Here is a 21,976-nt window from a genome sequence, read left to right as displayed (position 1 = left end):
GCCCGTGTGCGTGCGTAAACTCCGGGGCCTCAGCGGCGAGTGGGGGGCGACGTGGCGTTCGAGGACGAGTGGGCCGGGGCAGCGGAGTCCGACGCGATGAGACTGAACCGGCTGCCGGCCGACCCGGGGCGCTGGAGCCCCGGCGCCGACCTCTCCGTCAAGCAGGACCACCTCGGCGCGATCGGCCACGCCGCGTACGCGCTGCACGGCCGGCTGGCGAAGGACGGGAACCACGCGCGCATGGACAGCGCGGAGGCGGCGACCGCGCTGACCGCCCACCACTTCCGTGCGGGAGCCGCGCTGGCGGCCGTCCAGGAGACCTGGGGGTTCCAGCTCCGGACACTGCTGCACGCCGTGGCCCACATCTCCAATCACCTCGACTACAGCGTGGCCTCGCACGCGAAGGACGACGCGGAGATCAGCGCCTCCCTCTCGGTGTCCAAGATCAGCGAGTACTTCAAGTAGGGGCGGGGAGACGGTGCTTACCTTCGACGACGTGTTCCAGGCGCCCCTCGGACGCCTGAAGGACGCGGTGGACCGCTGGTCCGAGATGAAACGCAAGCTGGACGAACTCGCCGTGGACGCCCAGCTGACGATGGCCACGCAGGCCAGGGCGGAGGACTGGCACGGTCTGAACGCCGAGGTCACGAAGCCCTTCATCGACAAGACCACGCAGGAGTTCAGGGACGCGGCCAAGGCGGCCGACGGCGTCCGCAGGATCCTGGAGGACGGCTACGGCAGCTTCAAACGAGCTCAGGGCGAGTTGAAGAAGATCACGGAGGTCGAAGCCCCCGCTCAGGGGCTCGTGGTGAAGGCCGACGGGACCGTGGAGGCCCGCCGACCGGTGGCGGAGAACGCCGCCGCCCGCCACGACCCCGAATTCGAACTGGCCCTCCGCAAGGAAGAGGTCGACGTGGCCGCCATGAAGCGGCGGATCGACACCATCGTGGAGAGCTGCGACGACGCCGATGTGGCCTGCGCGAACGCCCTGCGCGCCAACATCACCGGCGACGCCCACAATTTCAGCGCCCCGAAGTACGCGAGCCTCGACGCCGAGGAGGCCGCCCGGGCCGCCGACCTGGCCCGGAAGGGCCGGAACCTCACGCACGCGGAGCTGGAACAGCTCAACGAGCTGCTCGCCGACAACCAGAAGGCGGGGGAGTTCTCCCGGGCCTTCTACGACCGGCTCGGCACCAAGGGCGCGCTGGAGTTCTACGGCGACCTGGCCTCCGATACCGGTGGACAGGGCTCGGACGAGCGGGACAAGGAGCGCCTGGCGGACGTCCAGGCCCTCCAGAAGAACCTGGGCCTCAACCTCGCGAACGCCACGCGCGGGGACGAGGGGTGGGCCAAGGAGTGGTCGGCCGAGATGCGCAAGCTCGGCACCGAACGCGTCCCGCTCCCCAGCCGTCCCGACGGCACCGGCCCGTACGGCTACCAGCTGCTCGGCGGCCTCCTGCGGTACGGCGACTACCACCCGAAGTTCCTCGTCCCGATCGCCGAGCACGTCACCCAGCTCCACGCGAAGGAACCGGACCTCTTCAGGCCCGACCGCACGACGTCGGGCCCGCGCTCCGAGGGCACGTACAACCCCTCCGGGGTCAACGGACACGGCTACGACCCGGTGATCCCCGTACTGGAGGCGCTGGGGCACAGCCCGGAGGCGGCGAAGCAGTTCTTCTCGGCCGAACCCACGCCGTACGAGCGCGACGGGAGCGTGGGCGGGACGCTGGATCTGGGGAAGGACAAGGGCGGCATGGACCTCAAGGGCTATCTCGACGTCTTCGCCAACGAGAAGTACGCGTCCTTCTCGGACCACGTCACGGGGGACGACGCCTCGAAGGCCAAGGACTACATGCCCGACGCGCTGGGGCACGCCCTGGAGGCGGCGACCCTCGGGCACGCCTGGGACGACGCGAGTGCAGGGCTCCGCCGGGACGCGACCACGGCCGAGATCATGGCGGACGTCGTGGAGACGTACGGGGGCGACGCCGAGTTCGTCAGGAAGCACCACTCGGCTCTGGCCGACAGCCTGGGCACCATGGGGGCCGGATACGTCGACGACCTGAACTGGGCTCTGAACGACAACGAACTGGACTCCCCCTACGCGCCGGATGTCGAAGGCAAGTCACTGAAGGACACCGCTGACATCAGGGCGAGCCACGCCGAGTTCGGTTCCGACAGAGCGACCAAGTTCCTGAGCGTCCTGGGCCAGTACCCGGACGCGTACGCGACGATGTCCACGGCCGATCGCCTCTACACCACCAGCGTGCTGGAGGCGCAGGTCGGTGCCGACGGGCGGATCAACGAGAGTGCTGCCGTCAAGGCCGCGACCACGGGGGCCCAGTTTCAGGGATTGCTCGACGAGTCGCGTGCGGGGCAGATCAAGGCCGAGGGCGAGAAGGTCATCGAGGACTACGAGAAGGCGCAGGAAGAGCGCGGCGCGTGGGTGCAGTTCGGAACGACCGCCGCCATCGCGGCAGGGGTCGCCTTCCTGCCGGCCACCGCCGCCGCTGCGGGAGCTGCCGCCGTCCTCGTCCCGCTCGCGGTCGACTCGGGTGCGGGCGCCATGGAGACGCTGGCCGGTGTGGTCGTCGGGGACTGGTCCGAGAAGGCCAAGGAGGAACACAAAGACGCCACGGAGGACGCGGTCGACGATGACCGGCAGGCCGTCTACACGGCCGGCAGGCACAGCGCCTTGTCTCCGACGAACCATTTCGCCGACGCACACAGGGGTCAGGGGAGCGAGGGATTCGAGGGGGACCTCTTCCTGGCTGCCCGCCTCGGCTATCTCGACGGCAATTCCCTGGCCACACAGGTCGGTCAGGGACCGGAGACAGGGTGATCACGTGAGGCTGCCGAGGATTTCCGCGGGAAGGGCGTTGAAGGGCACCGCCTTCGGGTTGGCCGTGTGTTTCCTCGCCACTGCCTGTGGCGGGGAGGAGAAGCCGGAACCGGAGCGCGTCAGGGCCGAGCAGCAGTGTGATGACACGCTGTCGCCGGGCGCGGCTCGCGCTCTGGAGACGGCGCTGCGCACGAAGCGTTTCTCGCACGATCCGAGGGGCGGGCTGGAACGGACCGCCGACGCGCTCGCGGCGGATCACGGGAAGGGCGAGCGGAGGCCGCCGGGGCATCGCCTGTGTCGCGCCAGTCCGTCGACGACCTCGGACGAGATCACGGTCGAATTCCGCCTCTACAGGGATACCCAGCTCGCCGGGGGCAGGCGCTTGGCGAGCCTTCATCCGTACGCCATGGGTGTGGAAGCCCTGTCCGGGCCGAAACGGGCGCGGCTCTACGTCAGGTGCACCAGCCCTCGGCTCCAGGGGTCCGACAAGCGTCCCGCCCGCGTCATGGGAGAGCTCAACTTCATCCGGTCCAAGCTCCCCGACACCGTCCCCGTCCGCGAGGCGCACCTCACCGTCCTCCACTCCGTCACCCTCGCCGTCGTCAGGAAGCTCGGCTGTGAGGACGACGCGGGGCTGACCGGGACGCCCGTCCTGAAGGCGCTGCCGGAGTAGATCCGAGCAGATCCGAGCAGATCCGAGCAGATCCGAGCAGATCCGGGCAGGTCCGAGGTGAGGGGGCGTAGGACCAAAGGGGGAAGGGCGGCTACGCCCCGCGACAGGGGTCACCCGGGGATACGGCCCTTACTCTGGGGGGATGAGCGCCCTCGAACCCCGTGAGGCCGGCGTCGACGCCGGACCCGGACACGGACCCGTATCCGTCGACGACATACCCCGCGGCTCCGTCCTGGACGGGGCCCACCGGGCGCTCAGCATCGGGATCGTCTCCGTCGTCCTGCTGATCGCCTTCGAGGCGACGGCCGTCGGCACCGCGATGCCGGTGGCCGCGCGGGAGCTGGACGGGGTGTCCGTGTACGCCTTCGCCTTCTCCGCGTACTTCACGACCAGCCTCTTCGGGATGGTCGTCGCCGGGCAGTGGTCGGACCGGAACGGGCCGCTGGCGGCGCTGACGGCCGGGATGAGCGCGTTCGCGGCGGGGCTGCTGCTGTCGGGGACGGCCACGGCGATGTGGGTGTTCATCCTCGGGCGGGCCGTGCAGGGTCTCGGCGGCGGGCTGGTGATCGTCGCGCTGTACGTGGTCGTCAGCCGGGCGTACGAGGAGCACCTGCGGCCCGCGATCATGGCGGCCTTCGCCGCCGCCTGGGTGGTGCCCTCCGTGGTCGGGCCGCTCGCCGCCGGGACGATCACCGAGCACCTCGGGTGGCGGTGGGTCTTCGTCGGGATCCCGGCGCTCGTCGTGCTGCCGCTGGCGCTCGCGCTGCCGGCGATCCGGCGGACCGCCTCCGGGCCCGCCGACCCGTCGGCGCCGCTCGCGGCGTGGGACCGGCGCCGGATCCTGCTGGCCCTCGCCATCTCGGCGGGCGCCGGGCTCCTCCAGTACGCCGGGCAGGAGCTGCGCTGGCTGTCGCTGCTGCCCGCCGCCGCGGGCGCGGCGCTGCTCGTGCCGGCCGTCCGGGGGCTGCTGCCGCGCGGCACGGTCCGGGCGGCGCGCGGGCTGCCGTCCGTGATCCTGCTGCGGGGCGTCGCGGCCGGGTCCTTCATCGCGGCCGAGTCCTTCGTGCCGCTGATGCTCGTCACCCAGCGCGGGCTCAGCCCCACGCTCGCCGGGCTCTCGCTCGCCCTGGGCGGGCTGACGTGGGCGCTCGGCTCCTGGGTCCAGTCGCGGCCGTGGACGGAGCCGTACCGGGAGCGCCTGGTCGTCCTCGGCATGCTGCTGGTCGCCCTCGCCATCGCCGCCGCGCCCAGTGTGCTGCTGCCGGGCGTGCCGGTGTGGGTGGTCGCGGTCGCCTGGGGCTTCGGCTGCCTCGGCATGGGCGTGGTGATCGCCTCGACGAGCGTGCTGCTGATGAAGCTCTCCCCGCCGGAGGAGGCCGGGGCGAACTCGGCCGCCCTCCAGATCTCCGACGGGCTCTCGAACGTCCTGCTGCTCGCGGTGGGCGGCGCGGCCTTCGCCGCCCTCGGCGGCGGCGCGGTCGGCCACGCCGTCTCCTCGGCCGCCTCCGACGCCTCGCACCCCGGTGCCTTCGCGGCCGTCTTCCTGCCCATGGCGGGGGTCGCGGCGGCGGGGGCGTGGGTGGCGACGCGGCTGCGCGACGGGCGCCGCGGCGACTAGGCCGTCTCTTCCGGATCCTGCCGGGCTCGCGGCCCTTCCGGATCCTGCCGGGCTCGCGGCGTGACCCGAGAGAATCCAGTACCACTTTGGCCCCACGATGGTACCGTTCTGGTATGGCCATGAACCTGCGTCTCCGCGACGACCAGACGGAAGCCCTCAAGCAGCGCGCCGAGCAGGAGGGCACGAGCATGCACGCGATCCTCCTCAAGGCCGTGGACGACTACCTCGCGCGCACCGCGCAGGAGGCGATCGTGCGGAAGACGGCCATGGAGCAGGCGGCCAAGTGGCACGAGCTGATGGAGCGGCTCAAGTGAGCTGTGTCTACCTCTCGGCCGAGGACGTCCTGGTCGTCGCCGGGTACGCGGTCGACGACCAGGTCGTCGTCGTACGTGACGCGGGGCTGCTGGAGTCGGCGGTGCACAGGCCGTCCGCGGCCATGTTCGGCGAGGAGGCGTACCCCGACCTCGTCGGCAAGGCCGCCGCGCTGCTCCAGTCCCTCGCGGTCAACCATCCGTTCGTCGACGGGAACAAGCGCACGGCGTGGCTCTCCTGCGTCACCTTCCTCGCCATGAACGGCGTCCAGCTGCGGCCGGACATCGACGCGGCGGAACGCCTGGTCGTCGACGTCGCCATCGGTTCGCTCGACGAGATCGAGACGATCGCGCGGGGACTGCGCGAGCTGGTGGTCCCCGGCGAGGGCTGAGCCTCGCCTCCCGGGGTGCGCGCGCCGCGTCGAGGCCGGGCCGTGCGGTGGATGTGACGCTCGCCGCACGGCCCGAGGTCAGAGCGTCGGACGCCCCGTGTTCGATCGAGGTTCCGGTCGGCCCGCCGGTAAGGTGGCCCGGTTGTCATATCTGGACGAGCGTCTGGACGAGCGTCGAACCGTGACCGGAGATCGTGACTACCACCACCGCCACCTCCTCTCATCACCTCTCTCCCGCCTTCCCCGGCCGTGCTCCCTGGGGCACCGCCAACAAGCTGCGAGCCTGGCAGCAGGGCGCGATGGAGAAGTACATCCAGGAGCAGCCCCGTGACTTCCTCGCGGTCGCCACGCCAGGCGCCGGCAAGACCACCTTCGCCCTGACCCTCGCGTCCTGGCTGCTGCACCACCACGTGGTGCAGCAGGTCACGGTCGTCGCCCCCACCGAGCACCTGAAGAAGCAGTGGGCGGCCGCCGCGGCGCGGATAGGGATCAAGTTGGACCCGGAGTACAGCGCCGGGCCGCTCAGCAAGGAGTACGACGGCGTCGCCATCACGTACGCCGGCGTCGGCGTGCGGCCCATGCTCCACCGCAACCGCTGCGAGCAGCGCAAGACCCTCGTCATCCTCGACGAGATCCACCACGCCGGTGACTCGAAGTCGTGGGGCGAGGCGTGCCTGGAGGCGTTCGAGCCCGCCACGCGGCGGCTCGCCCTCACCGGCACGCCCTTCCGCTCCGACACCAACCCGATCCCCTTCGTGACGTACGAGGAGGGGAACGACGGCATCCGGCGCTCCTCGGCCGACTACACCTACGGATACGGGAACGCGCTCGGCGACGGCGTCGTCCGGCCGGTCATCTTCCTCTCCTACAGCGGCAACATGCGCTGGCGGACCAAGGCCGGCGACGAGATCGCCGCGCGGCTCGGCGAGCCGATGACCAAGGACGCGATCTCGCAGGCGTGGCGCACCGCGCTCGACCCGCGCGGCGACTGGATGCCGAACGTGCTCCGCGCCGCCGACCAGCGCCTCACCGAGGTGCGGAAGTCGATCCCGGACGCGGGCGGCCTCGTGATCGCCTCCGACCAGGACTCGGCGCGCTCCTACGCCAAGCTGATCCGCGAGATCACCGGCACCAAGGCCACCGTCGTCCTCTCCGACGAGGCGGCCGCCTCGGACCGCATCGACGAGTTCAGCGAGAACACCGACCGCTGGATGGTCGCCGTCCGCATGGTGTCCGAGGGCGTCGACGTGCCCCGCCTCGCCGTCGGCGTGTACGCCACCACCATCTCCACGCCGCTGTTCTTCGCGCAGGCCGTCGGGCGCTTCGTGCGATCGCGCAGGCGCGGCGAGACCGCCTCCGTGTTCCTTCCCACCATCCCGAACCTCCTCGGCTTCGCCAGCGAGATGGAGGTCGAGCGCGACCACGTGCTCGACAAGCCGAAGAAGGGCGGCGAGGAGGACCCGTACGCGGAGTCCGAGAAGGAGCTCGCGGAGGCGGAGCGGCAGCAGGACGAGGACACCGGCGAGCAGGACATGCTGCCCTTCGAGGCGCTGGAGTCCGACGCCGTCTTCGACCGCGTCCTCTACAACGCCGCCGAGTTCGGCATGCAGGCCCACCCCGGCAGCGAGGAGGAGCAGGACTATCTCGGCATCCCGGGCCTGCTCGAACCCGACCAGGTGCAGCTGCTGCTCCAGAAGCGGCAGGCCCGGCAGATCGCGCACAGCCGCAAGCGGCCGGACAGCGAGGCGGACCTGCTGGAGCTTCCGGCGGAGCGGCGGCCCGTCGTTTCCCACAAGGAGCTCCTGGAGCTGCGCAAGCAGCTCAACACCATGGTCGGCGCCTACGTCCACCAGAGCGGCAAGCCGCACGGTGTGATCCACACCGAGCTGCGCCGGGTGTGCGGCGGCCCGCCGAGCGCGGAGGCCACCGCGGGGCAGATCCGCGAGCGGATCAAGAAGGTGCAGGAGTGGGCCACCCGGATGCGGTGACCGCCCGGCCCGGAACGTGGGAGAGGCCCGTACGACGGCGGTCGTACGGGCCTCCTTCTCATCCCGCGCGCGGCGGGAATCGACACCGGGGCCGGCCCCCACGGACGGCCGTCCGGCACCCTCCACGCTACGGGCACGACATAGCCGTATCTGTCAGCCAAAGTCCCGAGGAGGACCGACGAAAGTCCTGAACCGTCCGCATCCGGTCGCCCGCGCCCGGATTCTGGACGAGGTCTTCCGCTGAGCGGAGCGGGTCGCTACTGTCCCGGCTCAAAAGCAATCGCCCCGTGGCAGCGCCGCCGCGGAGCGCAGCCGGTGTACCCCTTCCTGCCGGCGGCCTCTGACGTGCGTCGCCGACGGGACCGGCGCCGCGAACCCCGTGGGAGCCCGCCGCCACTCACTTTCGAAGGAGAGGGCGTCGTGACCGCGGAGACCTCCCAGACGCTCGACAGAGGACTCAGAGTCCTCAAGCTGCTCGCCGACACCGACCACGGCCTGACCGTCACCGAGTTGTCCAACAAACTCGGTGTCAACCGGACCGTGGTCTACCGTCTGCTCGCCACCCTGGAACAGCACGCCCTCGTCCGCCGCGATCTCGGCGGCCGGGCGCGCGTCGGCCTCGGCGTGCTGCGCCTCGGCCGCCAGGTCCACCCGCTGGTGCGGGAGGCGGCCCTGCCCGCGCTGCGGTCGCTCGCCGAGGACATCGGCGCGACCGCGCACCTCACGCTCGTCGACGGGGCGGAGGCGCTTGCCGTCGCCGTCGTCGAGCCCACCTGGACCGACTACCACGTGGCCTACCGGGCCGGCTTCCGGCACCCGCTGGACCGGGGCGCGGCCGGCCGGGCGATCCTCGCCGCCCGCCAGGGCACCCTGATCGACCCGGGCTTCACCCTCACCCACGGCGAGCTGGAGGCCGGGGCGAGCGGGGCGGCGGCGCCGCTGGTCGGGGTGACCGGCATAGAGGGCAGCGTCGGCGTGGTCATGCTGGCGGACGCCGTGCCGGAGCGGGTCGGCCCGCGCGTCGTGGACGCGGCGCGCGAGGTCGCGGACGCGCTGCGGTAGGCGGGCGCACCCGGGAAGAGATACCTATGTTGACATAGGTATCTCTTCTTCCTACAGTGGCGGCATGCCCGACCTCCGTACGCCCTCCGGCGACGCCGACCACGTGGCCGCCGGGCTCGTGGCGACCCTGCCCGTGCTCTCCCGGGCCATCGAGCGCCACGCCGACCTCGAACTCCCGCACCGCAAGCCCTCCGACGCCCAGCTCGCCCTGCTGCGCCACGTCGAGGCCCACGACGGCGTCACCGTCCGCGAGGCCGCCGAAGCCCTCCTGATGAAGGCCAACAACGTCAGCGCCCTCGTCCGCCAGCTCACCGGCCTCGGCCTCCTGGAGCGCCGCCAGGACCCCGACGACAAGCGCGTCGCCCACCTCCACCTCACCGCGACCGCCCGCCGCGAGATCGCCGAGGTCGACCAGCTGATGGGCGCCCACGTGGCCCGCGCCCTCCAGGACCTCACCGCCCCCGAGGTCGCCGCCCTAGGCGCCGCCCTCGACGCCCTCCGGGCCCTCAACGGCACCCTCCACCGCCCCGCCCCCTGACCCCCGGCCCACCGGCGGCTCCGCCACCGCCCCGCCCCTTGACCCCCGGCCCACCAGCAGCTCCGCCACCGCCGTCCGGCTGTGCCGCACCGACCGCCCCGCGCGGACCGTGCCCACCAGCCCCGCCGCGCGCAGCGCCGCCGTGTGCGCCGAGACCGTCGCCGCCGACACCCCCAGCGCCCTCGCCAGCTCGGTCGTCGTCCGCGGCTCCGCCAACGAGCGCAGCAGCGCCGCCCGCGTCGCCCCCACCACCCCCGCCAGCGGCTCCTCCGCCGCCCCGGGCCCCTCCGGCACCGGCGGCACGCCGGGACCCGCCGGGTACGCGACGACCACCGGCCTCCCCGGCACGTCCTGCACCAGCGGCCCGCCCCGCCAGTGGAAGGTCGGCAGCAGCACCAGCCCCCGCCCGCCGAGCCGCACCTCCCCGGACCCGCCCGGCCACGCCCACACCCCGCCGGCGAACCGCGACCCCGGCGCCAGCGCCGTCAGCGCCGCCCCGAGCCCGCCCTCCGCCAGCGCGACCGCGTGCCGCGCGAACTCCGCCCGGTGCAGGTCCTGCACCCGCCCCCACACCGGCGCCAGGACCGCCCCGTACGCCGCCCGCTGCGCCCGCTCCAGCACCCGCCACGCCCCCTCGTCCCCGGCGTGCAGCGCCCCCGCCCAGGGCGGCACCGGGCGCCGCCCCGCGCGCACCCGCTCCAGCTCGGACCGCACGAGCTGCGCCGGCGCCGACCGGACCAGTGCGAAGCCCTCCTCCCGGGTCTCCCCGAGCACGTCCAGGAAGACCGGCGGCGCCACCCCGCCCGGCGCCAGGTCCGCCAGCGGTGCCGCCGCGTCCGGCAGGGCCCGCAGCAGCCGCGCCCGCCACCGCCCGAAGAACACCCCCTCGTGCGGCGCTCCCAGCATCAGCAGCGCCGCGTGCAGCTCCGGCACCGGCGAGGGGCGCGGCGCGTGCCGCACCAGGGCCAGGTCCTCCGCCGTGAAGTGGATCCGCAGCAACCCTCTCGCCCCCGTCCGTCCAGCCTTGAGGCAGGGACCGAAAGCCTCGCCGCCGCGCCCCCGCCGCCCCCAGCATGCCCGTCATGACCAGCCTCTCCCGCCGCGGCCTCGGCAAGGCCGCCGCCCTCGGCGCCGCGACCGCCCTCCTCGGCGCCCGCGCCCACGCCGCCGCCCCCGTGGGCCCGCTCCTGCCGGTGCTGCCCGCGCCCACCGGCCCCCACCCCGTCGGCGTCGTCCGGCACACCTTCACCGACCGCACCCGCACCGACCCCTGGGACCCGGCCCTGGGCGCCCGCCAGGTGGTGGTCTCCGCCGTCTACCCGGCCCGGACCGTCACCGGCCTGCCGCGCGCCCCGCAGCTCACCCCGGCCGAGGCGTCCGTCTTCGCGACGCTCGCGCCCCTGGTCCGGGGCCTTCCGGCGGCCGGCGTCGACTGGGCCGGGACGCTCACCCACGCGCACTCCGGCGCCCCGCCGCTCCCCGGCCGCCGGCCCGTCGTGCTCTCCACGCCCGGAGGCGGCGACGCCCGCACCCTCGGCACCGGCCTCGCCGAGGACCTGGCCAGCCACGGCGCGGTCGTCGTCCTCGTCGACCACCCCGGCGAGGCGAGCCAGGTGGAGATGCCCGACGGCACTGTCCGGGAGACCGTGCTCCACGGCCCGCCGGACCCGGCGACCTTCCGCACCATGGTCGAGACCCGCGTCGCCGACCTCCGCCTCGTCCTCGACCGGCTCGGCGAGCTGCCGCTCGGCACCGTGCCGGACCCGCGCGGGGCCGGGATCTACGGCCACTCCGCCGGCGGCACCGCCGCCGCCCTCCTGGCCGCCCGCGACCCCCGGATCCGGGCCGTCGCCGACCTGGAGGGGTACCTCGACCTGGAACCCTGGCCCGGCCGGCGCCCGCTGCTCCTGCTGGACACCGACGGCTTCGAGGGCGCCGAGCGGATCGCCCGCTCCTGGGCGGGCCTGCGGGCCCGGCGCCGTACCCTGCGCGCCGCCGGCCACTGGGTCTTCACCGACCACGCGGCCGTCGTCCCCCGGCTGCACGCCGCGGGCCTCGTGACGGACGCCGTACGGAACGGGCTCGTCGGCCCCGGAGACGCGTCCGCGGCCTTCGCGACCGTCCGCCGCGAACTGCGGGCCTTCTTCGGCCGGACGCCGGCCCGCGCCCGCGGCTGAGGCGGCCGGGCGCCGGTCCGGGACGGTGCCGGCGGCGGCCCGGCGGCGGCCCGGCGGCGTGCGGGCCCCGCGTCCGGTGCCCGGTGCCGGGGCGGTCGCGCGCGGCCGCCCGCCGGGCCGCGCCCGGTGCCGGGTCCGGTGCCGGGTCCGGCCCAGTAGATTGGGGACGTGCTCTCGCGTCTCTCCCGTATGCCCCGGTCCCGTGTGCTCGCGGCGTGTGCCGTGCCCGTCGTCGCGCTGGTCGCCGTGGCCGGGCTCGCGCCGCTGCCGTTCGCCATCGCCCAGCCCGGGACCACCACCGACGTCCTCGGGAAGGACCAGGGGCGGGAGGTCATCACGATCACCGGCGCCCCGGTCCGGCCCACCACCGGACAGCTGCGGATGACGACCATCCTCGCCACCGGCCCCGGCACCGACGTCGACCTCGGGGACGTCGCCGACGCCTGGTTCCGCGCCGACCGCGCGGTGCTGCCGCACGACTCCGTCTACCCGCCGGGGAAGTCCGACGCCGAGATCGAGAAGCGCAACCTCGGGCAGATGAAGGAGTCCCAGGACGCCGCCGCCGTCGCGGCCCTCAACTACCTCGACCTGGACCCGAAGCAGGTGAAGGTGGACCTGCACCTCGCCGACGTCGGCGGGCCCAGCGCCGGCCTGCTCTTCGCCCTCGGCGTCGTCGACAAGCTCGACGGGGACGGCGACGGCGGCGATCTCACCGACGGCGCGGTCGTCGCCGGTACGGGCACGATCGCGCCGGACGGCAAGGTCGGCGCGGTCGGCGGAGTCTCCCTCAAGACCCAGGCCGCCTCCCGCGACGGCGCCACCGTCTTCCTCGTGCCGAAGGACGAGTGCTCGGACGCGGAGGCCGAACTCCCGGACGGGATGCGGCTCGTGCCCGTCTCCACCCTCAGCGACGCGGTGGCGTCCCTGCGGAACCTGGGACAGGGGCAGGAGTCGAAGGTCCCGTCCTGCTAGCCGGCGCGTCCGCCGCCGGGTCCGGGCCCGGTCCCGCCCCGGCCGCCCCGGCCGGTTTCGCGTCCATGCCGCGCCAGGCGGGGAAGAGCGCCGGCGTGAGCGTCACCAGGAAGTAGACCGCGGCCACGCCGAGCAGTGTCGCCGTCAGCCCCGCCCGCTCGACCAGCAGGCCCGTCAGCAGGCCGCCCAGCGGGGTCGCCATCAGGACCCCGGCCGTGCTCGCGCCGGCCACCCGGCTGCGCAGCTCCTCCGGCACCCGCTCGTACATCACGGTCGCCAGGATCGGGTTGAGCACCCCGGCGCCGAGCCCGGCCGCCACCGCCGTCACCAGCAGCGGCGCCACCGTCTCCGTCGTCGCCGCCACCACGAACATCGGGGCGCCGGTGAGGAGGAAGCCGACGGTGAAGATCCCCCGGCGCGGGAAGCGGTGGCCCACCGCCCCGTAGAGCAGCGCCCCGCCGAGCGCGCAGCCCGCGAAGACGGCGACCAGCAGCCCCTGCATCGCGGGGCCGCCCAGGTGCTCCCGGGCGTGCAGCGGCAGCAGTACCGAACTCCAGCTCAGCGCCAGGCCGTTGGTGACCATGACCATCAGCATGATGCCGAGCATCAGCCGGTCGCCGAAGAGGTACGCGTACCCCTCGCGGAGGTCGGCGCGGTAGCGCGCGGCGGAGAGCGGCGGCCCGTCCCGGCGCGGCGCCGCGGCGGCGAGCCGGCGCAGCCCGACGGCGGTGAGCACCGCGGACACCCCGAAGGTGGCCGCGTCGAAGAGCAGCACCGAGTCCGCGCCGACCGTCGCCACCAGGACGCCCCCGAGCGCGGCGCCGCCCATCCGGGCCCCGCGCGAGACCGCGTCGTACAGGCTCGCGGCCCGGGCCAGCGGGGTCCCGGCGCGCTCGGCGAGGTCCGGCACGAGGACGTACCGGGAGGTCTCGCCGGGGGCGTGGAAGAGCCCGCTGACGCCCATCAGCGCGCACAGCATCCAGAAGGCGAGGAGCCCGGAGTGGTGCAGCAGCGGGATCGCGGCGAGGGCGAGCCCGCAGACGAGGTCGGAGGCGACGCCGACCCGGCGCCGGCCGATCCGGTCGAGGACGGGCCCGCCGGCGATCGCGGAGAGGACGACCGGCAGGGCCGCGCAGAAGGCCACGAGACCGGCCTTGCCGGGGGAGCCCGTGGTCTCCAGGGCGAACCACGGGACGCCGATCAGGGTGAGCGAATTGCCCGCTATGGAGATCGCGTTGGCGGTCAGGACGGTGAACAGGGGCTTCCTGTCGGTCCCGTTCGGCGGTGTTCCCCCCGTGGCGCTCATGCGGCGAGGGTGACCGAGAGGCCGTCCGGGGCGGACGGGCGCGGGCCCCAGGTGACGGGGCGCCGCCCGAGCGGGACACGCGGCGGAGCCGGCCGTGCCGCGGCGGCGGCCTTCCGGTGGGCCTCGGCGGCGGTCGCCCGGTGCAGCAGGAGGTGGATGTCGGCATGCATGATCTCGCGGTCCCTTCCGTGGTGGTGTTCGGTGCGGGGTGCGGGGTGCGGGGTGCGGGGTGCGGGGTGCGGTGGCGGTGGCGGGTGGGCCCGCGCGGGCGCGGCGGCCCGCCGCGCCCGCCCCGCGTCACTCCTCGCGCTGCGGAAACGCGTGCAGGTGGAGCCGTACGCGCGCGGCGTCCGGGGCCTCGGCCTCGGGGGAGTACCGGTACTCGTCGATCAGCGCGTGCAGCCGCTCGCCGAGTTCGCGTGCGACGGCGGGCGGGAGCCGCAGGGTGAAGTCGCTCATGTCCGACGCGCCGGACCAGGCGGGCCAGTCGTGGCGGGTGGCGATCCAGGTCGACAGCTCCTGGGTGTGGTTGGTCGCGATCTCGTGCAGCAGGAGGTCGGCGGCGCCGCGCACCTCCGGGTCGGGGTCCGCGTGCAGCGACTCGTCCCAGCGGATGCCCTGCTGGGCCGCCCTCCACCAGCGCTCGCGCCCCTTGCCGAGGCTCGGGTCGTCCTCGACGAAGTGATGGGCGGCGAGCTGGCGCAGGTGGTAGCTGGTGGCGCCGCTGGACTCGCCGAGGCGCTCGGCGAGCTGGGAGGCGGTGGCCGGCCCGTGGTGACGCAGGGCGCGGAGGAGCTGCATGCGGAGCGGGTGGGCGAGACCGCGCAGGGAGCGCGGGTCGAGCGTGCGGGTCTCGTGCTTCTGCGGGGCCTTCGCGGCCTTCTCGGGCTCGGGCATGCCCTGAGCGTAGACATGCAAAGAAGGTGTTGCAAGGGTTTCTTTGCAACACCTTCTTTGTAACTCGGGGTGCGTCCCGGCCCGGCCCTCCGGGGCTACTCCGGCTCCCCGCCCGCCGCCTGTTCCACCAGCGGGATGATCCGCAGCGGCACCGCGTTCTCCATCACGATCGCCGTCGACGCCCGCACGATCCCCTCGAAGGCCACCACCTTGTCGATCACCCGCTGGAGGTCCGCGTTCGACCGCGCCACCAGCCGGCAGAGCATGTCCCCGTGGCCCGTCGTCGTGTGCAGCTCCAGCACTTCCGGGACCGTCGCCAGGTGCTCCCGCACGTCCGCGCCCTGTCCCTGCTTGATCTCCAGCGTCGCGAAGGCCGTCACCGGATAGCCCAGGGCCGCCGGGTCCACCTGCGGGCCGAACCCGCGGATCACCCCGCTCGCCTGGAGCCGGTCGAGCCGTGCCTGGACGGTGCCGCGGGCCACCCCGAGCCGGCGCGACGCCTCCAGGACGCCGATCCGCGGTTCCCGCGCCAGCAGCACGATCAGCCGCCCGTCCAAATGATCGATCGCCACAGCGCCCTCCGAATGGTCACGATGTACAAGTCGCCCGCACATACTCCTGGGTCGCTGTACAGATTGACCACCCCTCCAGCGAACTATTGCGCACCTTGCGGGTCGGCGGGACCCTGCTGCCATGACTGAGACCCTTGACCACACCCCTTCCACCGCGCGTGAGGCCGACCCCTTCCCGGTGAAGGGCATGGACGCGGTCGTCTTCGCCGTCGGCAACGCCAAGCAGGCCGCGCACTACTACTCCACGGCCTTCGGCATGAAGCTGGTCGCCTACTCCGGACCGGAGAACGGCAGCCGCGAGACCGCCAGCTACGTCCTCACCAACGGCTCCGCCCGTTTCGTGTTCACCTCCGTCATCAAGGCGACCACCGACTGGGGCCGTTTCCTCGACGAGCACGTCGCCGAGCACGGCGACGGCGTGGTCGACCTCGCGATCGAGGTCCCCGACGCCCGCGCGGCCTACGCCCACGCCGTCGCCCACGGCGCCACCGGCCTGGTCGAGCCGTACGAGCTGAAGGACGAGCACGGCACCGTCGTCCTCGCCGCCATCGCCACCTACGGCAAGACCCGCCACACCCTCGTCGAGCGCTCCGGCTACACCGGCCCGTACCTCCCCGGCTACGTCGCCGCCGCCCCGATCGTCGAACCGCCGGCCAAGCGCACCTTCCAGGCGATCGACCACTGCGTCGGCAACGTCGAGCTCGGCAAGATGAACGAGTGGGTCACCTTCTACAACGACGTCATGGGCTTCACGAACATGAAGGAGTTCGTGGGCGACGACATCGCCACCGAGTACTCCGCCCTCATGTCGAAGGTCGTCGCGGACGGCACCAAGAAGGTGAAGTTCCCGATCAACGAGCCGGCGATCGCGAAGAAGAAGTCGCAGATCGACGAGTACCTCGAGTTCTACAACGGCCCCGGCGTCCAGCACATCGCCCTCGCCACCAACGACATCGTCGCCACCGTCCGCGCGATGCGCGCCGCCGGCGTCCAGTTCCTGTCCGTCCCGGACACCTACTACGACACCCTCGGCGAGTGGGTCGGCGACACCCGCGTCCCGATCGACGAGCTGCGCGAGCTGAAGATCCTCGCCGACCGCGACGAGGACGGCTACCTGCTCCAGATCTTCACCAAGCCGGTCCAGGACCGCCCGACCGTCTTCTTCGAGATGATCGAGCGCCACGGCTCCATGGGCTTCGGCAAGGGCAACTTCAAGGCCCTCTTCGAGGCCATCGAGCGCGAGCAGGACAAGCGCGGCAACCTGTAGGACCGGCTCGCGCGTCCGGGACGGGGCACGGGGCCCGTCCCGGACGCGGGGTCACCCGGCCTCCGGCTCCTCCGGCCCGCCCGGATCCACCGACCCGGCCGATTCCGCCGATTGCTCCGATTGCTCCGGATTTCCCGCACCCTCCGGGTCCTCGGCCGCCCTCGCCTTCCCCCGCTCCTTCATCTCCCTCAGCTCCTTCTCCGACAGCGCGTCCTCCGGGACCGCGTCCGGATCCGGCTCGCCCAGCCCCACGAGCGCCGCCCGCGCCCGCGGCGCGTGCAGCGGCGAGAACGACGGATGGATCCGCAGCGCCTCCGCGAGGTGCCGGCGCGCCGGTCCCGTCCGCCCGAGCGCCCGCTCGATCTCGCCCAGGTGGTACGTGAACGACGCGCTGCGCAGCCCCTCGTCGGTGGCCCGCCGCGCGTACGGCAGCGCCTCCGCCGGCTCACCCGCCCGGTACAGGGCCCAGCCCAGCGCGTCCGCGACCGCCACCGACCGGTGGCCCTTCGCCCACGCGGCCTTCAGCCGGGCCACCGCCGCCACCGGCTCACCGTGGTCGGCGTCCAGCAGCCCCCGCACGACCTCGGTCGACGGAGACGCCCACCGCCCGCTCCGCAGGCTCGCGTACGCCGCCCGCGCGTCCCCGTCCAGGCCCAGCGACTCGGCCAGCTCCCCGGACTCCAGGACGTACTCCGGCAGCGGCTGCCGGGCCAGCGCGCCCCGCCAGTCCCGCTGCGCCTCGTCGGTCCGCCCGAGGGCCGCCAGCGCCCGCGCCCGGCCCGCAAGCGCCGGCGCGTGGTCCCGGACGAACCCCAGCGCTGCCCCGTACCGCTCCAGCGCCTCCGCCGGCTCGCCCCGCTCCCACGCGAACTGCCCGAGCCGGGTGTGCGCCGCTGCCCGCTCCGCGTCCGTCGCCGCCAGCGCCGCCGCGTCCAGGGCCGTGGCGTCCGCGTCCTCCCGCCACCCCCGGTCCCGGTAGACCTGCGCCGCCCGGCCCCGCACCACCGCCCCGCCGTGCAGCTCCTCCAGGCGCTCCATCGCCTTCCGGGCCGCCGCGTGGTCCCCGAGGCCGTTGTACGCGTCGATGAGCGGCGGATACGTGGTCCACCGGCGCGGCGCCGCCTTCCTGGCCAGCTCGCCCCACCGCTTCGCGCCCGTCCAGTCGCCCCGCGCCCCCGCGAGGACCCCGAGGCCGAGCTGCGCGTCCACGTTCCCCCGGGACGCGGGCAGCTCCGCCAGCGACCGGTTCAGCGCCCGCTCGGCCCGCGGCAGGTCCCGCACGTCCCCGAGCCGGGTGCCCCGCTCTGTGTAGGCCGCTCCCAGCACCGCCCACGACGACGCGTCGTCCGGGTGCTCCCGCAGCCACTCCTCCCGGTCCCCGATCAGCGCGAGGAGGTCCGGCAGCGCGGCCGGGGCCCCCGCGTGCGCCGCGCTCGCCGCCCGCTGCGCGGGACCCGGCGGCCGCGGATCGTCCCGGCCCAGGAACTCCGGCAGGTACAGCAGCGCCGTCGCCGCGAGGACCGCCCCCACCCCGGAGGCGAGCACCACCCGCGACACGTTCTGGCTCTTCATGGGGCTCATGCGCCTCACTGTGCGCCCGGCCGCGCTCGTACGAAGAGCACACGAGCCACCCGCCCCGGCGGGTTCACACCGATGGCCGCCGGTGCCAGGCTGGAGGCATGGACGATCTTCAGACGCTCCACGCGGCACTCCGCGCCGGGCTCCCCGCCGACGCCGTCCTCACCGATCCGGACGTGACGGCCTCCTACACCCACGACATGGCGAGCTTCTGCGCGGCCGGCACCCCCGCGGCCGTCGTGCTCCCGCGCACCGTCGAACAGGTCCAGCACGTCATGCGGACCGCGACCGAGCACCGCGTCCCGGTCGTGCCGCAGGGCGCCCGCACCGGACTCTCCGGGGGCGCCAACGCCTCCGAGGGATGCGTCGTGCTCTCCCTCGTCAAGATGGACCGGATCCTGGAGATCGACCCGGTCGACCGGATCGCCGTGGTCGAACCGGGCGTGGTCAACGCCGTCCTGTCCCGCGCCGTGAACGAGCACGGCCTGTACTACCCGCCGGATCCCTCCAGCTGGGAGTCCTGCACCATCGGCGGCAACATCGGCACCGCCTCCGGCGGTCTGTGCTGCGTCAAGTACGGCGTCACCGCCGAGTACGTGCTCGGCCTCGACGTCGTGCTCGCCGACGGGCGGCTCCTCACCACCGGCCGGCGCACCGCCAAGGGCGTCGCCGGATACGACCTGACCCGGCTCTTCGTCGGCTCCGAGGGCAGCCTCGGCATCGTCGTGAAGGCCGTCCTCGCGCTCAAGCCGCAGCCGCCCGCCCAGCTCGTGCTCGCCGCCGAGTTCCCCTCCACGGACGCCGCCTGCGCCGCCGTCTGCGCGATCATGGAGCGCGGCCACACCCCCTCGCTCCTCGAACTGATGGACCGCACCACCGTCCAGGCGGTCAACCGCGTGGCGCGGATGGGCCTCCCCGAGACCACCGAGGCGCTCCTCCTCTGCGCCTTCGACACGCCCGACCCGGCCGCCGACCTCACCGCCGTCGGGGAGCTGTGCACGGCCTTCGGCGCCACCGAGGTCGTCCCCGCCGCCGACGCCGCCGAGTCCGAACTCCTCCTCCAGGCCCGCCGGCTCTCCCTCACGGCCCTGGAGACCCTGAGGCCCGCCACGATGATCGACGACGTCTGCGTGCCCCGCACCCGGCTCGCCGAGATGCTCGCCGGGACCACCGCCATCGCCGGGAAGTACGCCCTCACCATCGGCGTCTGCGCCCACGCGGGCGACGGCAACACCCACCCCGTCGTCTGCTTCGACCACACCGACGAGGACGAGTCCCGGCGCGCCCGCGAGTCCTTCGACGCGATCATGGCGCTGGGCCTCTCCCTCGGCGGCACCATCACCGGGGAGCACGGCGTCGGCGTCCTCAAGAAGGAGTGGCTGGCCCGCGAACTCGGCCCCGTCGGCGTCGAACTCCAGCGGGAGATCAAGCGCGTCTTCGACCCGCTGGGGCTGCTCAACCCCGGAAAGCTCTTCTGAGCCCACCGGTACGGGCTCACAGCTCGCCGTCCTGCGACTCGTCCGACGGCCACGGGTCGCGCAGCCACAGGTCGTCGCCGACCACGGTGGTCGCGAGCAGCTCGGCCAGCCCGTCGTCGATGCCCAGCCGCTCCGACTCGGTGCCCGGCGGGACCGCGCGCAGGGTCCGCTCCAGCCAGGCGGACACCTGCGCCGACGGGGCCTCCAGGAGGGCGTCGCCGTCGGGGGAGGAGAGGGCCATCAGGATGACGCTGCGGCCGTCGACCTTCGTCGGCCAGATCCGCACGTCCCCGTGGCCGCAGGCCCGGAAGACGCCCTCGACCAGCAGCTCGCGGGCGAAGGTCCAGTTCACCGGGTGCTCGGAGCCGACGTGGAAGGTCATGTGCACCGCGTACGGGTCGTCGGTGCGGTAGGCCAGCCGTGCCGGCACCGGGACCGAGCGCTCGGGGGACAGCACCAGCTTCAGCTCCAGCTCGCGCTCGACGGTGGTGTGCTCGGTGTTCCGCATGGCTGACTGCCTCTCGCGTAGGGGCCCCGGACGGGCCTTCACCTGGAGAGAGCGCGGTCGCCCCGGTTCATTACGCGACTTCGGGAAGTTTTTTTTCGAGAAGTTCTCCCCGGGTCCGGACGTCCCGGGCCGGAGGGCCCCGCGACCCCCGATCTGCGGGCCCGAACCTCACGTGGAGTGAGCGATTCCGGCCCGTGTCGCCCGAAGGCGGCCTTTCTCGCGGGCTCTTTCTTCTCTCGGGGAGGTTCTTCGTTACTGTGCCTCCTTGGGTGCGGCACACCGGGCGCGGAGCCGCGCGGATCCAGAGCGTTGTGACTGAACGGAGTCGGGGCAGTGGCTACTCCTCCCGGAGGCGGCGGCGAGGTACCGCAGGCGGGGTACTACCCGGACCCGTCGATCCCCGGATACATCCGGTACTGGAACGGCGGCTCCTGGGTGCCCGGCACGAGCCGGCCCGCCCCGAAGGACGGCGAGGCCGCACCGGCCCCGCCCGCCCCGGCCATGCCGGCCGGGCCGATCCTCGCCCCGAGCCCCGCACCGGCCCCCGTGCCGGCGCCCGTCCCCGAACCCGCGCCGGCCGTCACCCCCGTGCCGGCCGCCGTCGAGGAGACCGGGCCCGTCTTCTTCGACGAGGAGCCCCTCGTCAGGGAACCGGCCACCGCCTGGCGCGCCGACGCCTCCCGGCAGTCCGGCCACGCCGACGGACACGACCGGCCGGCCGCCTGGGGCACCCCCCGGCCCGCCGCGCCCGCCGCCGAGCCGTCGCCCGCCGTGCCCGACCCGAGGTCCCCGGTCGAGTGGCCGGCCGCCCCCGCGCAGGCCGAGGCGCCCGCCGCCGACCCCCGGATCGCGAGCGCCCCCGCGCGCCTCGGCGGCATGCCGGTCACCCCGGCCCCCGCCCCGGCGCCCACCCCGGCCCCGGTGCCCACCCCGGCCCCGGCCCCCGTCCACGAGGCGCCCGCCCCGGCGCCCGCGCCCGTACAGCCGCAGCCGCAGGTCCAGCCCCAGCCCCACGCTCAGCCTCACCCCCACCCGCAGCCCCACCCGCACCCCCAGCCCATGCCGGCCCAGGGCGCGGCCCCCGCCCCGGCGCCCGCGCCCGCCGCTCCCTCCTGGGCCCGGCCGGCGCAGCCCGCCGCGCCGCAGCCCGCCGCGGCGGAGCAGCAGGCGCGGCAGCCGGTCGTGCCGTGGAAGCCGCCGGTCGAGGACCCCTTCCTCCAGGCCGTCCGCGAGCAGGCGTCCGCACCCCCGGCCGGGCTCGGCCGCCGGCTCCTCGCCCGGCTGGTCGACACCCTCCTCCTCGGCGCGATGGCGGTCGGCGCGGGCTACCCGTTCGTCACCGCCGCCCTCGACCACATCCAGGCCAAGATCGACGCGGCCAAGCGGTCCGGCGTCACCGTCCAGGTCTGGCTGGTCGACGGCACCACCTCGGTCCAGTTCGGCATCGCGCTCGGTCTGCTGCTCGTCCTCGGCGTGCTCTACGAGGCGCTGCCCACGGCCAAGTGGGGCCGGACGCTCGGCAAGAAGCTGTGCGGGATCCAGGTCAGGGACATCGAGGCGCACGAGCCGCCCACCTTCGGCCGGTCGCTGCGCCGCTGGTTCCTCTACACCTTCCTGGGCCTGCTGGTGATCGGCGTCCTCAACGTGCTCTGGTGCGTCTTCGACCGCCCGTGGCGCCAGTGCTGGCACGACAAGGCGGCCCGCACCTTCGTCGCCAGGGCCTGACGCCGACCCGACGGGGGATCAGGTCCCCCGAACGGGCGTCCATCCGTTGCGGGCCCCTGGTGGCCGGGA

General features: G+C 74.0%; 21 protein-coding genes. 14 read left to right on the top strand and 7 right to left on the bottom strand.

Going from position 1 to position 21,976, the window contains the following annotated elements; translation table 11 throughout:
- Nucleotides 1–51: 51 nt before the first annotated feature.
- The 9 genes from ACFVU3_RS25660 (at nt 52) to ACFVU3_RS25620 (ending at nt 9,427) form a co-directional block, all read left to right on the top strand.
- Complete coding sequence (locus ACFVU3_RS25660) at nt 52–465, top strand: hypothetical protein (protein ID WP_390069664.1); 414 nt, start codon at nt 52–54, stop codon at nt 463–465.
- Nucleotides 466–496: 31 nt separating this feature from the next.
- Entirely contained in the window at nt 497–2,845 is a 2,349-nt protein-coding gene (locus tag ACFVU3_RS25655; RefSeq protein ID WP_390069663.1) for a hypothetical protein, read from the top strand.
- A 505-nt stretch (nt 2,846–3,350) separates the two neighbouring features.
- Nucleotides 3,351–3,518, top strand: a complete 168-nt coding sequence (locus tag ACFVU3_RS25650; protein ID WP_390069662.1) for a hypothetical protein — start codon at nt 3,351–3,353, stop codon at nt 3,516–3,518.
- Nucleotides 3,519–3,660: 142 nt separating this feature from the next.
- Nucleotides 3,661–5,136 (top strand): MFS transporter, encoded by a 1,476-nt coding sequence (locus ACFVU3_RS25645; protein ID WP_390069661.1) that lies wholly within the window; start codon nt 3,661–3,663, stop codon nt 5,134–5,136.
- A gap of 113 nt (nt 5,137–5,249) precedes the next feature.
- Nucleotides 5,250–5,450 (top strand): CopG family transcriptional regulator, encoded by a 201-nt coding sequence (locus ACFVU3_RS25640; RefSeq protein WP_384312531.1) that lies wholly within the window; start codon nt 5,250–5,252, stop codon nt 5,448–5,450.
- Nucleotides 5,447–5,839: a type II toxin-antitoxin system death-on-curing family toxin gene (locus tag ACFVU3_RS25635; protein ID WP_390069659.1), complete on the top strand. Its 393-nt coding sequence runs from the start codon at nt 5,447–5,449 to the stop codon at nt 5,837–5,839. The genes ACFVU3_RS25640 and ACFVU3_RS25635 overlap by 4 nt, the downstream gene beginning before the upstream one ends.
- A 194-nt stretch (nt 5,840–6,033) precedes the next feature.
- Nucleotides 6,034–7,827: a DEAD/DEAH box helicase gene (locus tag ACFVU3_RS25630; RefSeq protein WP_390069657.1), complete on the top strand. Its 1,794-nt coding sequence runs from the start codon at nt 6,034–6,036 to the stop codon at nt 7,825–7,827.
- Between the two features lie 420 nt (nt 7,828–8,247).
- On the top strand, nt 8,248–8,889 hold the full coding sequence (locus ACFVU3_RS25625) for an IclR family transcriptional regulator (RefSeq protein WP_189847334.1): 642 nt from the start codon (nt 8,248–8,250) through the stop codon (nt 8,887–8,889).
- A gap of 64 nt (nt 8,890–8,953) precedes the next feature.
- A complete protein-coding gene (locus tag ACFVU3_RS25620) occupies nt 8,954–9,427 on the top strand; it encodes a MarR family winged helix-turn-helix transcriptional regulator (RefSeq protein WP_390069655.1) in 474 nt (157 codons plus the stop codon).
- Here ACFVU3_RS25620 and ACFVU3_RS25615 read toward each other — a convergent pair.
- The gene (locus ACFVU3_RS25615; protein ID WP_390069653.1) at nt 9,365–10,426 is read right to left on the bottom strand and encodes an ArsR/SmtB family transcription factor; all 1,062 of its coding nucleotides are present in this window, start codon (nt 10,424–10,426) and stop codon (nt 9,365–9,367) included. The two genes, ACFVU3_RS25620 and ACFVU3_RS25615, sit on opposite strands and share 63 nt — an antisense overlap.
- Nucleotides 10,427–10,509: 83 nt before the next feature.
- Between ACFVU3_RS25615 and ACFVU3_RS25610 the strand changes: the two genes are divergently transcribed.
- The gene (locus ACFVU3_RS25610; RefSeq protein WP_390069652.1) at nt 10,510–11,604 is read left to right on the top strand and encodes an acetylhydrolase; all 1,095 of its coding nucleotides are present in this window, start codon (nt 10,510–10,512) and stop codon (nt 11,602–11,604) included.
- Nucleotides 11,605–11,793: 189 nt separating this feature from the next.
- Nucleotides 11,794–12,576: a S16 family serine protease gene (locus tag ACFVU3_RS25605; protein WP_390069756.1), complete on the top strand. Its 783-nt coding sequence runs from the start codon at nt 11,794–11,796 to the stop codon at nt 12,574–12,576.
- On the opposite strand, the gene ACFVU3_RS25600 is transcribed toward ACFVU3_RS25605, so the two are convergent.
- The 4 genes from ACFVU3_RS25600 to ACFVU3_RS25585 all read right to left on the bottom strand — a co-directional run bounded on the left by ACFVU3_RS25600 (nt 12,509) and on the right by ACFVU3_RS25585 (nt 15,351).
- Nucleotides 12,509–13,882 (bottom strand): MFS transporter, encoded by a 1,374-nt coding sequence (locus tag ACFVU3_RS25600; protein ID WP_390069650.1) that lies wholly within the window; start codon nt 13,880–13,882, stop codon nt 12,509–12,511. The two genes, ACFVU3_RS25605 and ACFVU3_RS25600, sit on opposite strands and share 68 nt — an antisense overlap.
- Nucleotides 13,879–14,052, bottom strand: a complete 174-nt coding sequence (locus tag ACFVU3_RS25595) for a hypothetical protein (protein ID WP_390069649.1) — start codon at nt 14,050–14,052, stop codon at nt 13,879–13,881. Before ACFVU3_RS25595 ends, ACFVU3_RS25600 begins: the two co-directional genes overlap by 4 nt.
- Before the next feature lie 127 nt (nt 14,053–14,179).
- On the bottom strand, nt 14,180–14,779 hold the full coding sequence (locus tag ACFVU3_RS25590) for a helix-turn-helix domain-containing protein (RefSeq protein WP_390069647.1): 600 nt from the start codon (nt 14,777–14,779) through the stop codon (nt 14,180–14,182).
- A gap of 95 nt (nt 14,780–14,874) precedes the next feature.
- Nucleotides 14,875–15,351, bottom strand: a complete 477-nt coding sequence (locus ACFVU3_RS25585) for an Lrp/AsnC family transcriptional regulator (protein ID WP_043228120.1) — start codon at nt 15,349–15,351, stop codon at nt 14,875–14,877.
- Between the two features lie 121 nt (nt 15,352–15,472).
- Here ACFVU3_RS25585 and hppD point away from each other — a divergent pair, with 121 nt between their 5' ends.
- Entirely contained in the window at nt 15,473–16,618 is a 1,146-nt protein-coding gene (gene hppD / locus ACFVU3_RS25580) for a 4-hydroxyphenylpyruvate dioxygenase (RefSeq protein ID WP_390069645.1), read from the top strand.
- Between the two features lie 51 nt (nt 16,619–16,669).
- Here hppD and ACFVU3_RS25575 read toward each other — a convergent pair whose 3' ends face one another.
- Nucleotides 16,670–18,199 carry a tetratricopeptide repeat protein gene (locus tag ACFVU3_RS25575; protein ID WP_390069643.1) on the bottom strand — a complete coding sequence of 510 codons (1,530 nt, stop codon included), beginning with the start codon at nt 18,197–18,199 and terminating at the stop codon, nt 16,670–16,672.
- 98 nt (nt 18,200–18,297) lie between these two features.
- On the opposite strand from ACFVU3_RS25575, the gene ACFVU3_RS25570 reads away from it, so the two are divergent.
- Nucleotides 18,298–19,674, top strand: coding sequence for an FAD-binding oxidoreductase (locus ACFVU3_RS25570; RefSeq protein ID WP_390069641.1), 1,377 nt, complete (start codon nt 18,298–18,300; stop codon nt 19,672–19,674).
- Between the two features lie 16 nt (nt 19,675–19,690).
- Here the strand turns inward: ACFVU3_RS25570 and ACFVU3_RS25565 are convergent, their stop codons facing one another.
- A complete protein-coding gene (locus ACFVU3_RS25565) occupies nt 19,691–20,182 on the bottom strand; it encodes an SsgA family sporulation/cell division regulator (RefSeq protein ID WP_390069639.1) in 492 nt (163 codons plus the stop codon).
- A 333-nt stretch (nt 20,183–20,515) separates the two neighbouring features.
- Here ACFVU3_RS25565 and ACFVU3_RS25560 point away from each other — a divergent pair, with 333 nt between their 5' ends.
- Entirely contained in the window at nt 20,516–21,907 is a 1,392-nt protein-coding gene (locus tag ACFVU3_RS25560; protein WP_390069637.1) for an RDD family protein, read from the top strand.
- Nucleotides 21,908–21,976 lie beyond the last annotated feature (69 nt).

The sequence above is a fragment of the Streptomyces sp. NPDC058052 genome (assembly GCF_042885515.1).
Lineage (GTDB): Bacteria > Actinomycetota > Actinomycetes > Streptomycetales > Streptomycetaceae > Streptomyces.
This window is presented reverse-complemented; position numbering and strand designations above follow the sequence as displayed.